This window comes from Runella sp. (genome assembly GCF_027484545.1).
Lineage (GTDB): Bacteria > Bacteroidota > Bacteroidia > Cytophagales > Spirosomataceae > Runella.
In genome coordinates, this window is the sequence record NZ_JAIXST010000183.1 from 1 (window position 1) to 14,014 (window position 14,014).

A 14,014-nucleotide genomic window follows, 5' to 3' on the forward strand; every position below is an offset into this window, starting at 1 on the left:
TGGTTTTGAGCAGCCATAGCTGATTCAAGTTGCAGTATGTATTCTTTATCTGTCAATGGGCAATGCTAAACGTTTTTTTCCATTTTAACTAATTTGACTCAGAACCTGAGTCGTAACCTTTATTTTTCAGTTTGGTAACAGAATTGTTTGCTTATGGTTGGATAGTAGAACGCTGGGAAACGGGAATAAGCCTGCATGACTCCGAGAATGGGCTCAAAGCCCTGATTAAAGTAGAAAAATATACCCGGAAGATTACGTTAAAAATAGGGGGAAAGATGCCTCAATCTTTACTGTCTATTGTTCGAGCTATTGTTAAGAAGTTAGTAAAAGAACTCTCTGAGGTAGTATGGGAAGAAATGGAAGAGATGATTCCCGTACCCAATAAAATAGATACTTACATATCTTATCGTACTATTTTGAAGCGATTGGCCAAATCAGAAGGAACAGTACAAGATGCCGATGGCGATGATTATCGCATTTCAGATTTACTGCAAACCATAGAAACAACTCAAGAAACGAATAAAAACATGGCAGACATTAAAATTGACATCAAAAACGAAAATAATAACACGAACACCAATACCAACACCATCAATCTTCAAGGCGCTCCCATTGATGACTTGAGAGATTTGTTGGTTGAATTGGAAGATGCTGTGGGAGACAATAGAGCATGGCAAGATAATTTCATGAAGGCATTGAAAGACTTGCAAGCCTTAGAAAATGCTCAGACCTTGCCTCAACAAAAAGAATCAGCATCAAGGCTGAAACTGTTTTTCAAGAAAGCGAAAGATGTGAAAGATTGGACAGCTATCACTCTGTTGCCTGCTGAAATCGCTACCAAAGGGGCTAAAATGCTTGAAATGGGAAAAGCCCTGTTGGAACAGTTTCACATGAACTTTTAGTTTCGGGGAAATGCCCCGAACAGAATCTGTCACTATGGTCGGTGTCTGCACCGTACCACTTCGCTGGGGTTGATGAATAAGATGGCAGTTGCGGCCACCTGCCAAGGATAAAGTAGCCGACTTTCGGAATATTTGTTGATTGAATCGTGTAGTGTGAAATGATTAAAAAATAGATCCTCCCCAATACCAATCGCGAAAATCGGCAGCGGTGGCAGTTCGGCCTATGAGCCATCTATGCTCCAAGCTCAAATCATCTGCACGATAGTTAAGGGTTTTTAAATCACTGTAAGATGGGGTTTCTTTTACTTCTACAGCCGTATTTTGATTTAAAATAAAGTCAATTTCCTGCCCTGATTTTTTTTGAAAATAAGCGACTTCCCCCAGATTTTTGAGTTGTTGGGCAATGGCATTTTCAAACACTTGCCCACTGCTCACTTGTGCCAAAAGGTGTAATAAGCCCGTATCTGCCAAATATAGTTTGGTTTGTGATGATATTTCTTTGTCTTTGTTTTTTGTAAAGGCGGGAATACGATAAATGAAATAGGTGTATTCCAGCAACTCTAAGTAATCAGCAAGTTTGTGGCGGTTTATTCCTGAAATACTGCTCAGTTTGCTGATATCAAGCCGACTTCCCACGCGTGAGGCAAGTAATTGTATGAGTTTATATAGCTCATTACTGGCTTTAAAATCAGATAATAGTTTGATGTCTAACTCTATATAGGCATTGATTATGTCTTTGAGGTAAGCAATTTTGTCTTCCTGCGTCTCTGCCATAACTACTTCGGGAAACCCGCCAAATTGCAGAAATGTTTCGTAAGATTGTTTGAATTTGAGATAGATAAATGGCTGATACATTTGTAATTTGAATGAAGAAACAGCGAAAGAATCATATCCTTGAAATGCTAAGAATTCATCAAAAGCAAGAGGATATAATTCAAAAATTCGTTTTCGACCGGCCAGACTTTCTGTAAAATGGTTTTTTATATAATAAGAACTTGAACCCGAAAGAAGAAATTTGATTCCATAGGTATCGTAGAGATATTTTACAACACTCGTAGAGGCAGGTACCAGTTGTATCTCATCCAATGCAAGAACACAGGGAATGTTTAAATGCAAGCCTAAAGCTTGTAAGCCGCTTTCGATAGCCGAATAACTATTTTCGGAAAACAATACCCGATTCTCAATTTTTTCAAAATCAAGGTATAGCTTATTTGAATGCGAAACCGTATCCAGTAAATACTTAAGGGCTGTCGTTTTTCCTACTCTTCTTAGACCTGTTATAACAGTTGCCTGTGGCTTAGTCAAATGCTCTTTAAGTGCTGCAAATAAATGACGCTCGTACATATAGTTTAACTATTTGTACAAAATTAATACAAATAGTTAAACTATATGTATTAATTGACTTATTGGATGCTGATTAGGCTTGATAGCAGTGTAGTATGATTAGTGAAGTCGGAAAGAAATAATGCACTATTTATGGTTAATTAGTTTTATATAAACAATTTTGTCGAGCAAAAGACTTTATGCCAAAAATAGACCACGATACCAAAGAAAAAATACTGGCGGCAGCTGAAAAAGTATTTCACAGCAACGGATTCAAAGGAACACGCACGACCTTGATTGCGGAAGAAGCCGGCATTAGCCGAACGATGCTGCATTACTATTTCAACTCCAAAGAAGCTCTGTTTCAGGAAGTGTTGAAGAATACGGTAAGCACGGTGCTGAGTCATACTAAAAAGCGACTTGGAGAGTCATTGGAGTTGCACGAAGTGATTGAAAACATCATTGATATTGTGGCTGATATGTGCGAAGAAAAGCCCGGATTGCCGAGTTTTGTCGTCAATATACTAAATGAATCGCCGCAGATGGCTCTTTTTTTTGCGACTACGCAAAATGATAATGTTCCGGCTGAATTGGATAAAGTTCTGGGTGAAGCAAAAAAGAAGGGGGAAGTAGACGCAGACATCACAGGCGAAGAGTTGATACTCCATATTTACGGCATGTGCGTGATTCCTTACTTGGGGTTGACGTACATCAAAGTGAAAGAAAAGCGCGACGACGAAGCTATGAAAACGTTTTTGAGAGAACGAAAAGAAAAAATCAAAGCCTTTGTGTTGAAAGGTATTCGCCCTTAAAAGCAAAAGAACAGGGCCAAATTCGGGGCCCTATTCTTTTGCTTTATTATGAACAATTTTGTCAAACAGTTTTGTGGATGCGCATTGAGCTACTGTCAAACTTATTTTCAGAATTTCCTAAACAACCATAAACCATTCTAAAAATGCAGGAGTTAAAAGTAAAAGGAAGCGTCATTACTAAAAATGACAAAGGGTTTAATGAAGCTATCATGGCCACATTATTCAACAAAGTGGATCCGCGCAAACGCCCGTTTCTCATGGTCAAGCCTCAGAATACAGAGGATATTATTGAAACCATTCGCTACGCCAAATCAACGGAGAAAACCATCAGTATCTGTTCGGGAGGACACAGTTGGTCGGCCAATCACTTGCGAGAGGGAAGTATTTTGATCAATATGTCGGGTTTCAACACCTACGAAATCAACAAAGAGGCAATGACGGCTAAAGTAGGGCCGGGAGTGATAGGAAGTAAATGGCTGAACGAGCTTTTCCGGCAAGACTTATTCTTTCCGGCGAGCCATTGCAAGGGTGTATGCTTAGGGGGTTATCTGTTGCAGGGCGGTTTCGGATGGAACAGCCGCAAATTGGGACTGGCTTGCGAAAACGTGATTGGGATAGATGTCGTCACAGCCGACGGAGCGTATATCCATGCGAGTGAGACCGAAAACAGTGATTTGTTTTGGGCAGCCCGAGGAGCAGGGAGCGGCTTTTTCGGCGTCGTGGTCTGCTTTCATCTGAAATTGTTCAAACGACCCGAGTACTGCGGTTCCATTACGCACGTCTATGATATAAAATATTTAGAGGAAGTGTACCGATGGGCGTATGAAGTAGGTCCATCAGTGCCCAAAGCGGTTGAGTTTCAGTTATTAATGAGCAGGAGCGTGTTGAAATTTTTTGGGATGGGTATTGAAGTCGCAGCCCCTATTTTTGCGGATTCAAAAGAGGAATTGGAGGAGGCTAAAGCCTTCATGCACAACAGCCCCATCAAGAAAAAAGCGTTTGTTCGTACTCCCTTCGTGCCGACCGGTATGGAAGCAATGCATCGTTTTGTAATGGGGCATTTTCCCGAGAATCAGTACTGGGGGGTTGACAACATGTGGACTTCGGCTACCATCGATGAACTGTTACCTTATTTGCAGGGAATGGCGAAAAATCTGCCTCCTGCCCCTTCGCACATGCTATGGCTTAACTGGCATCCCGGTGTACGGAAGCAGGATATGGCTTTTTCGTTGGAAGACAAAATTTATATCTCGTTGTTTAGTAGCTGGACATCTCATGCTGATAGGCGCAAATACGAAAAATGGGCGACGGATTGGATGAAATGGACATCCCATTTATCGTCGGGGATTCAATTGGCGGATGAAAATTTGCACAACCGAACTGCTTCTTTTTTAGCCAATGACCATTTGAAAAAGCTGGATGAGATTCGCACAATAAGAGATTCTGACCAGCTTTTTAATGCGTGGCACAGCAGACCACAGGTGTAGAAAAATAAAATCATTCTGACTTGAAAGTTTTTCTTTATTGGGTAAAATAGAGGTAATTGCTATATTTAATGTCAAAATTAGTGTGGTTTATTTTGACAATTATCTCTATTACCTACTTTTTACACATTTATGCCCATTCGTGCCATTCATTTTGCATTTTTATTAGTGAGCCTCTTTTGCACTGCCGGTTTGGGCCAAAATGTGGATATACCCAAGCCGCGATACATAGTCACTGGGAGAGTGCTGCATTACCCCGAAAACACGCCGTTTGCGGGGGTGAGCATCATTGCCCGCGGTCCTGAACGAATTGCTACCATTACCAAAGCCGATGGAGCTTTTCGATTGGAGCTCGTCCGAGGCAAATACACGCTGGTAGCGCGACTGTTGGGCTATTTTACGGAAGAAACGTCCATCATTGTTCCAGACGATAATACGGCTGAATTCTTGTTACGTGAAAATGCATTGTTGCTTCAGGAAGTTCAAATCAATGAGACCACTGCCGAGAAAAACGTTTCTAAAGTAGAAATCGGGGTTACGAAGCTGAATATCAAAAGCATCAAAAAAATCCCTGCCGTGTTGGGCGAGGTGGACGTAATGCGGAGCCTGCAACTCTTGCCGGGGGTTTCGAGCGTGGGCGAAGGAGCGACTGGTATTAACGTTCGCGGAGGGGGGATTGACCAAAATCTGATTTTGATTGACGATGCGCCTGTGTATAACTCATCGCATTTGATGGGGCTTTTCTCGGTTTTTAATCCCGATGCTCTCAAAGACGTTACGTTTTATCGGGGCGGTATTCCTGCGCAGTTTGGTGGGCGGGTATCGTCGGTGATAGACGTTAAAATCAAAGAACCTAACCTCGAAAAATGGACGATGCAGGGCGGTATTGGTCTGGTAGCGAGTCGTTTACTGTTTGACGGTCCGATTGTTAAAAACAAAATAGCGCTTTTGGTAGCCGCTCGCGCCTCTTTTTCTGATTATCTCTTTCGATTTGCCAAAGGGGCTTTTTTCAAGGGAACAAGGGCCAATTTTTACGATATTACAAGCAAACTCGCCATCAAACCTTCGACCAAAGACCAGATTTACCTGACTTTTTACCAAGGAAAAGATGTGTTCAAAATAGCGGGAGATTCGCTGGCCCGTACCGAAGTGAACGCTACTTCGTCCGTGTTTGACTGGCAAACCCGAAATCTGACGGCCCGTTGGAACCACGCTTTTTCGGAAAAACTATTTGCCAACCTCATTGCGGTGTACAGCAGCTACACGCCCACCATTACCAATCCCGACTCGGCCAACGCCTTTGAACTAAAATCGGGTTTGGTCTATAAAAACATCAAGTTGGACTTAGGCTACGTAGCCGGTAAGCACAAAATTGACGCGGGATTGAGCGGTATTCGCTACGACATTCAGCCGGGCGATTTGCAACCTACCTTGGCCTCTTCCAACATCAATCCGCTCAAACTCCAAAGTGAGCAAGGACTTGAAGCGGCAGCCTATTGGAACCACGAAATTGAAGTCAGTAAAGGTTTAAGCGTTATGTACGGCTTGCGTTATTCGTGGTTTGCCGCACTGGGACCTTATCGGGTTAATCAATACGAAACCAACAGCCCGCGCGACCCAACCACTATTTCGGGAGGTACTGATTACGTAACGGGTAAATTTATCCAATCGTACAACGGTTTTGAACCGCGTTTGGTGGCAAGGTTAAATCTTACGCCTACCACTTCGTTGAAGTTTAGTTTCAACCGAATGTACCAATACCTGCAATTGATTTCCAATACAACCGCCGCGCTCCCTACCGACCGTTGGAAAATCAGCGATGCTTTTTTGAAACCTCAAATCGGCGACCAAATTTCACTCGGCATCTTTAAAAACTGGCAAAAAGACACCTACGAAACTTCCTTGGAACTGTACTACAAACGCCTCACCAACGTAGCTGACTACCGAAACGGCACCAACCTCACCCTGCTCGAAGCCCCCGAAACGGCCATTTTGCAAGGGTCGGGGCGGTCTTACGGAGCGGAATTATTGGCTCGCAAAAACTCAGGGTTTCTGACGGGTTGGATTAGCTACACCTTTGCCCAAACCGAATACCTCGTTAATAGCCCTTATCCCGAAGATAAATACCGCAACGGCGTTTATTTTCCTGCCAATTTTAACAAACCCCACACCATCAACGTGGTGCTTAATTACCGCATTAGCCGCCGTACGAGTTGGTCGATGAATTGGGTGTATAGTACCGGGCGTCCCATTACGTATCCGTTGGACAAGTATTTTGTGGGGAATATTTACGTGCCCAACTATACCGTTCGCAATCAGGCCACTATCCCCGATTATCATCGTTTAGACATTGGACTTACCGTTGACCCAATTCCTGCGGCGAAGCGAAAATGGCAGAGCGGTTGGGCGTTTTCGATCTATAATTTGTATGCTCGCCAAAATGCCTATTCCATCTTTTTCAGAACTAAAAACGATAACGTTCTTCAGTTTTACAACAAAGTAAACGCGTATAAACTGTCTATTTTTGGTACGCTTATTCCCTCCATTACCTACAACTTTACTTATTAAGCGATATGTTTTCCGTTATTCGTTATCTGTTTTATCCGTTATCTTTTATTCGTTATCGGTTAACCGTTAGGAGACTTTCCCAACGCCGAAGTTGGATATCTGCTGCTTTGTCGGCGCTCTTCATTACGCTTTTGATGGGGCAATGCGTCACAAAATTTGACCCGAAAATTACTGAAAATACGCCGAAATTAGTGGTAGATGGCCTCATCACTGACCAACCCGGCCCGTATCAGATTCGGCTTCAGTACAGTTATCCTTATACTAATCAAACGTCAGTCAGAACCATCGGCGGGGCAACCGTCGAACTCAGCGACGATAAAGGCACGAAAGAAACCCTCATAGACCGCGGATACGGACTGTACGAGACGGCTGCCAACGGCATTCGGGGAACGGTAGGAAGAAGATACAGTATTTCCATCAAAACTCCCGATGGGAAAAAGTATCTGTCACAGCCCGAACTCCTCAAACCGGTGGCTGAATTTGGAACGGTTTATACTGAATATCAGCAAACCACTACGCCCGGTCTGCGCGGTCAGTTCAATGTTTTTGTTGATGTCAAAGACCCCGCAACTCCCAATGATTTTTACCGTTGGAAATGGACGCATTACGAAAAATTGACGTATTGTTACTATTTGTTTACCACTCTTCCAGGGGGCATTATTCGTGAACGCAGTGAATGTTGCGAGTCGTGTTGGAAAGTGGAAGCGTGTAATGGGTGCATTATTCTGGCCAATGACCGGCTTACCAACGGCAAGACCATTACCGGGGTTCCGCTCGGAAAAATTCCCTATGACGATGTTTCGGGCTATTTTATTCTGTTTGAACAATATTCTCTGACGGCAGAAGCCTATCAATTTTGGAAAGCCGTTGACAGTCAAATCAATAACTCAGGAGGGATTTTTGACTTGCCGCCCGCTACCGTCAACGGCAATTTAGCCTGTACCAGTCATCCCGAAGACCAAGTTTTGGGGTATTTTGGTGCCTCTTCTATCGTGTATAAGCCCATACGCATTCCCAGAAATAATGTAACTGCTCCCCCGCTCCAATTGTATGATGCCCCTTGGACCGACGTAAACAAATGCGTCAAATGTCAGGAAAGCCCTTTTCGAACGGCTAAACAACCGAGGGGTTGGTAAGTTTTGTTTGAAAGTAATTTGCTAACTTGCCGTTAAAACTTCAACTCTTCAATTTTTCATGAAAACACTCAAAAACAGCATTTTGGTGCTAATGATTGCCCTCACGGCGTGCAAAACTACGCCTGAGCAAACCAAGGTGTTGACGCAGGCCGACTATCCTGCGCCACCCGTAGCAGTTAAAAAAACTCAGGTATTCAACAACCACGGCTACACGCGTACGGATGATTATTTTTGGCTCAAAGACAAAACCAATCCTGAAACAATTGCTTATTTGAAGGCCGAAAATGCCTATTCGGATACCGTCATGGCGGCCACGAAAGACCTTCAAAAAACACTTTTTGAGGAAATGAAAGGCCGTATCAAAGAGGAAGACCAATCGGTGCCGTCGTACGATAATGGTTATTACTACTATTCTCGGGATGAAAAAGGAAAACAATACAGCATTCAATGCCGCAAAAAAGGGAGTTTAGAGGCCACCGAAGAAATCATTTTTGATGAAAATAAATTAGCTGAAGGAAAAAACGCCTTCATTATGGGCGGCTATGACGTAAGCGATGACAATACCATCGCGGCGTATGTGAGCAACACCACGGGCTCATACGCTGAATTTGAACTCAAATTCAAAGACTTACGCACGGGCAAAGACCTGCCTGATGCCATTGCCCGCATGGGGGGCAGCATGGCATGGGCGGCTGACAACAAAACGGTGTTTTACGGGGTTCCTAATCAAGCTCTGCGTTCTCACAAAATTTTTAAGCATGTGTTGGGTAGTACGGGAAAAGATGAATTGGTGTATGAAGAAAAAGACGAATTGTTCAATTGCTACGTAGGCCTTAGTAAAACCAAAAAAGTGATTGCTATTGGCTCATCCAGTTTTACAAGTTCCGAAACGCGAATGATTCCGGCCGACCAACCCAATGCCAAGTTTGTCGTTTTTTTGCCACGCCAAAAAGATGTAGAATACAGCGTAAAAGACCATCCTAATGGATTTTATCTAACGTGGAAAGATGTGAATAATAAGAACCAAAAGGTGTATCAACTCCCTAAAACAGGGTATCAGGACCGCGCCACTTGGAAGGAAATCGTGGCCCACGACCCTAAAGCCAAGATAGAAGGCATTGATGTTTTTGAAAAATACATGGTCATTACCAAACGTATCAACGGTTTGCTCGTCATGAACGTCCGTGAATTGGCCACGGGTACTACCAAAGCGATTAACTTTCCCGAGCCAGTCTATACCGCTTATCCGAATGGCACTCCTGATTTTAACTCCACCAAGTTTCGCTATTCGTATACCTCGCTCAACCGCCCCACTACGACCTACGATTATGACATGATAACGAACCAAAGCGCCAAGCTTAAGGAACGGGAAGTGCCAAGCGGTTTTAATCCAGACGAATATGAAGTAAAACGCCTTTGGGCAACGGCTAAAGATGGTGTAAAAGTGCCCATGGCAATTGTGTACAAAAAAGGCATGAATTTAAACGGTACCAATCCATGTTTGCTGTATTCATACGGTTCGTATGGGTATTCGTCCGATGCAGGTTTTAATGCCAACGTGTTTAGCTTGGTCAATCGGGGATTTGTCTATGCCATTGCGCAGATACGCGGCGGCTCTGATTTGGGTGAACAGTGGTACGACGACGGCAAACTCCAAAAGAAAATGAACACCTTCACCGACTTTATCGCCTGTGCCGAGCATTTGATCAACGAAAAATACACGTCTTCCTCCACATTGGCCATCAACGGAGGCAGTGCGGGCGGTTTACTCATGGGCGCCGTTACTAACCTTCGCCCCGACTTGTTCAAGGTCGTGGTGGCCGAAGTGCCTTTTGTGGATGTCATCAATACAATGCTGGATTCTACTTTGCCGCTTACCACGCAGGAGTACGAGCAATGGGGAAATCCGAATGTAAAGGCTGATTATGATTATATTATGACGTATTCGCCGTACGATAATCTCAAAAAAACAAACTATCCCAACATTCTGGCTACGGGCGGTTTGAACGACTCTCAAGTAGGTTTTCATGAACCAGCCAAGTGGGTAGCCAAGATTCGCACGTTAAAGACTGACCAAAACATCACCCTATTAAAAATCAACATGGACTCCGGACACGGCGGTGCCACGGGACGGTTTGATTACCTGAAATACGAAGCGTTTAATTATGCCTTTATTTTGAGCCGAATGGGGATGGGGAAATAGCCGGTTAGCTGCGTAGCTTTGTCAAAGTTCAGAACTTTGACAAAGCTTTTTTTGCCGTTGTTAGTGTTTTTCCACCAGCAACCTTTTAACGCCCTAATTTCCAGTCATCCGTCCGAAATGGGATGGCCGGTAATCCTTCTTTGTTGAATAAATTGGGAACGGGCGTATCCCGAAAGGCAAAACGCACGCCTACGGGTTGCGGTACTTTGTCGGATGTGACTTCGACGGCGTTGTTTTTCACAATTCGGGCCTGTGCTTTGTAAAAGATACGGTCGGCGCCTGCTACTTCAAACTCCGTCAGCGGGCCTCCTTTGGCGGCCAAACCACTTTCTGCATAATCAAACGTCACAATGGCTTTGTTGCCTTCTATTTGCAGAGCTTTATACTGCGGACTTTTGTAATGGCCGATTTTCTGACCGTAACTTTCTGCCAATGCCCAGCCAGCCAAACGGTTGCCCACTTCTTTTTTGTAGGCTGGGTGAATGTTGTTGAGGTCATCCACCAAATCGGTGATGACTGCCATCCCTGATTTGGGAATGTCCATGGCGCGGGTTTGCATTTCGCGCACGGCAGGTGCTTTGAAATCGGTGGTATCGCGGTAATTGAAAGGAGCGATTTGAACGTAGTAAAAAGGAAAGTCTTTTTGCCACGCGCTCCGCCACGTATCCACCATCATGTGCATGAGTTGGTAATAGGCAGCAGGATAATGGCGGTTGGACTCGCCCTGATACCACAACGCCCCTGCAATGGCGAACGACGTAAGCGGTGCCACCATGCCGTTGTAAATATAGCCCGCCTCTTTGGGCCATCCTTTGCTCGGAATCATGGTTTCAGCAGAGGTACGGGTATTGGGAAACAAATTGACCAAGTGTTCGGGAATCCAGGATTCGATGTAGGAACCACCCCACGCCACATCAATCAGGCCAATAGGTACGTTGAGCGATTGATTGAGTTTTTTGCCGAAAAAATATCCTACCGCACTGAACCGCTTCAGCGTTACAGAATCGCAGAGAGCCCACGTGCCTTTGGCATCGGTTTGGGGTGTTTCGGCGGTGAGTTTGGGCATTTTGAAGAAACGAATGTTGGCATTGTAAGCCGTAGGTAATTCCGCTTGAGCGTCTTTTACGCCGTGACTTGCGCTCCATTCCATGTTGGATTGCCCTGCACACAGCCACACTTCACCGATTTGGACATTTTCCAACACAATTTTATTTCTCCCCTGAATGGTTAAGGTATACGGCCCGCCGCCTGCTTTTGGGGTAGGAATGCTCAGTTTCCAAACGGCATTTTCGTTGGTCACCACATTAACCGTTCCGCTCTGCCAACTTCCATAAACCGTTACTTTTTCACCCGGCTGCGCCCATCCCCACACCGTGACGTTGGATTGTTGCTGCAAGACCATATTGCTGCTGAAAATAGCCGGCAAATACACATCGGCAACGGCGAAAAGAGGGGAGAGAAGGAAAAGAAGGAAGATTTTTTTCATTTTAAATAAGGGTTACTTGGGAAATCGTAATAGATAAAGCCCTCTTTTTTAAGATTTTGAACAATCGTATCATCGGGCTTTATTTTAAAAATAACGGCGCACAGCACCTGAGAGGGCATTAAACCCAGGCCAGTTAATATATTGTGAAAAAACATTTTGCGCTTTATTTTCTTGTAGACGGAGGAGGAGTTATCGGTCGTTTGTTCACTGAGTTCTTTATGTATTTTCAGAGAATAATAATTGTTATTAATTCCCTTAAATGCCACTGCGGGAAGGTTAATTCCCAATGCTAACTTTTCAATTTCTCTTTCCGATAATTTAAATACGTAATTCCCTACCACTTCAAAAGAATACCTATTCTTCCAGTACTTTTGTAAAATACCGGGGTTTATTCTATCTACTATATTTCGTAATCCGAGCATGAGCGGCATTCTGGATATAGGGTCGTGGGGTTCAATTAATATGACCCCGTTTTTGGCCACTCTTACCATTTCATAGACCGCCATGTAAGGGCGCGGAAAATGATGATAGGCTTCTTTGCAAAAAACATAATCAAAGCTATTGTCTTCAAAAGTCATTTTCTCCGCATTTTGAACGGAGCAATCACCGATGAGTTTCCTGGCTTTGAGTAAAGGCAAAAAAGTGCCTGCAATATCAGTAGCTGTTACCTGGCACCCTTGGTCCTGAAAGTAAGCTGCGTCAAACCCATAGCCATCACCCACCGTAAGCAGCGAGGTATTTGCCTTTATCAATGGCGCCGCAAGTTGAAACAGGCGCTCATGAAGCCAATAGGCAACTGTATGGCGTTTTTTGGCTGACAACCATTTCTCAATTATTTCATTTCTTTCCTCGGCTTCCGGATATTGTTTTTCAAACCATCCTCCGTGGGATTGATGACTTACATTTTCAAAATTCATTTTTATATTTTTTTGCCGGACAAAAGTATGATTTTTCTTGTAAGCCTTGATTTAAGGCAGCGTTTTAAAAGTTGCTGCGCGGGCTGCCCGCAGAAACTTAGTGTATTTAATGTTCGGGTTCCCCCAAGTTGTTCCTTGTCTTCCGTAGGGAGACTGCGAACGCAAAATAGATAAAGTGTTTGTAACACGGTAAGTGCAAAGCCAGCTTCTTTCCATACCGCTAACCAAGCGGTTTTAGACTTCTTCGGTGATAACAAAAGCGGGTGATTTACTCCGCCATCTGCCGTTTAAAAAACGCCCAGGCTTCCAAATACACATCAATATCGCGAGGGGTGTTATGTTCACCGTTTAGCACTTTCAATAATGTCACTTCGGGTTTGCCGGGCTTTTTGTACGTATAGCGTTCAGTGGTACGTCCGTCGGTGGGGTCGGTGTCGGGGAGGGCTTCCATTTTGGGTGCGCCTTCGTAACCTGCCAATTCGGACCAATACTTAAACGTTCGGTCGGTGGAGCGAACAAGTCCCAAACTGATGCCGTTTGTTTTTACTTCGCCACCTGCGTAGGGGTTGGTAAGGTCGGCTGTTCCGTTTACGATCATGACTGGAATTGCCATTCGTTTTTCTGCGCAATCCATGTTGTTGGTATCGGGTAAGTTGGCAATGAGGGCGGTGATGGCTCGGAGTTTTTCGGGCATGGTTAGGGCCAATTTATAGGCCATGTGTCCACCGCCAGAGGTACCTACGGCAAAGACTTTCTTGGGGTCAATCGTGTACTTTTGCTCAAAGTAGCCAATCATCTGCCCAAAAAAGGCATTTTCGTTGATGTTTTCCAGATTGGCTGCCGATTGCGCCGTTTTCCTGCACTCGTTCCAGTAGTTCTTATAACCGTCGGGATACACCATCAGAATGTTTTCCACGGGGGCAATGGCCTCAAGCTTCTGAGCACCAGCACGCATTTTGCGTCCGTTGCCTCCCGAACCGTGCAACACAAACAGCAGAGATGCTTGTGATTTGTTAGGCTTCAGAAAATGAAAAGTCCGGTAATGCCCTTCAATCAGAACCGAATCGCTCACCAATTGGCCTTGGGCACTAAAAGCAGTAATTACCGCTATGAATACAAGCAAAATGTTACGCATATAGAGAAAATGAGGGGTTTTACATGAATAGATAATATTGGCAATTTT

10 protein-coding genes are annotated in these 14,014 nt (G+C 44.2%); 6 read left to right on the forward strand and 4 right to left on the reverse strand.

From position 1 onward, the window contains the following. The first annotated feature begins 131 nt into the window (after positions 1–131). Positions 132–902, forward strand: coding sequence for a hypothetical protein (locus Q0081_RS17000; protein WP_298355692.1), 771 nt, complete (start codon positions 132–134; stop codon positions 900–902). A gap of 162 nt (positions 903–1,064) precedes the next feature. Here Q0081_RS17000 and Q0081_RS17005 read toward each other — a convergent pair whose 3' ends face one another. Beyond that, on the reverse strand, positions 1,065–2,246 hold the full coding sequence (locus Q0081_RS17005) for an ATP-binding protein (protein ID WP_298355695.1): 1,182 nt from the start codon (positions 2,244–2,246) through the stop codon (positions 1,065–1,067). A 179-nt stretch (positions 2,247–2,425) separates the two neighbouring features. Here Q0081_RS17005 and Q0081_RS17010 point away from each other — a divergent pair, with 179 nt between their 5' ends. From Q0081_RS17010 to Q0081_RS17030, 5 genes are all read left to right on the forward strand, one after another. Then, a complete protein-coding gene (locus tag Q0081_RS17010) occupies positions 2,426–3,037 on the forward strand; it encodes a TetR/AcrR family transcriptional regulator (protein WP_298355698.1) in 612 nt (203 codons plus the stop codon). A gap of 143 nt (positions 3,038–3,180) precedes the next feature. After that, the gene (locus tag Q0081_RS17015) at positions 3,181–4,524 is read left to right on the forward strand and encodes an FAD-binding oxidoreductase (RefSeq protein WP_298355701.1); all 1,344 of its coding nucleotides are present in this window, start codon (positions 3,181–3,183) and stop codon (positions 4,522–4,524) included. 129 nt (positions 4,525–4,653) lie between these two features. Continuing rightward, positions 4,654–7,089 carry a carboxypeptidase-like regulatory domain-containing protein gene (locus Q0081_RS17020; RefSeq protein ID WP_298355705.1) on the forward strand — a complete coding sequence of 812 codons (2,436 nt, stop codon included), beginning with the start codon at positions 4,654–4,656 and terminating at the stop codon, positions 7,087–7,089. 5 nt (positions 7,090–7,094) lie between these two features. Next, on the forward strand, positions 7,095–8,225 hold the full coding sequence (locus Q0081_RS17025; protein WP_298355708.1) for a DUF4249 domain-containing protein: 1,131 nt from the start codon (positions 7,095–7,097) through the stop codon (positions 8,223–8,225). A gap of 58 nt (positions 8,226–8,283) precedes the next feature. Then, positions 8,284–10,428, forward strand: a complete 2,145-nt coding sequence (locus Q0081_RS17030; RefSeq protein ID WP_298355711.1) for a S9 family peptidase — start codon at positions 8,284–8,286, stop codon at positions 10,426–10,428. 85 nt (positions 10,429–10,513) lie between these two features. Here Q0081_RS17030 and Q0081_RS17035 read toward each other — a convergent pair whose 3' ends face one another. The 3 genes from Q0081_RS17035 to Q0081_RS17045 all read right to left on the reverse strand — a co-directional run bounded on the left by Q0081_RS17035 (position 10,514) and on the right by Q0081_RS17045 (position 13,966). Then, positions 10,514–11,914: a sialate O-acetylesterase gene (locus tag Q0081_RS17035; RefSeq protein WP_298355714.1), complete on the reverse strand. Its 1,401-nt coding sequence runs from the start codon at positions 11,912–11,914 to the stop codon at positions 10,514–10,516. Then, the gene (locus Q0081_RS17040) at positions 11,911–12,831 is read right to left on the reverse strand and encodes a class I SAM-dependent methyltransferase (protein WP_298355716.1); all 921 of its coding nucleotides are present in this window, start codon (positions 12,829–12,831) and stop codon (positions 11,911–11,913) included. The genes Q0081_RS17035 and Q0081_RS17040 overlap by 4 nt, the downstream gene beginning before the upstream one ends. A gap of 268 nt (positions 12,832–13,099) precedes the next feature. Next, positions 13,100–13,966: a PHB depolymerase family esterase gene (locus tag Q0081_RS17045; protein ID WP_298355719.1), complete on the reverse strand. Its 867-nt coding sequence runs from the start codon at positions 13,964–13,966 to the stop codon at positions 13,100–13,102. Positions 13,967–14,014: the final 48 nt, after the last annotated feature.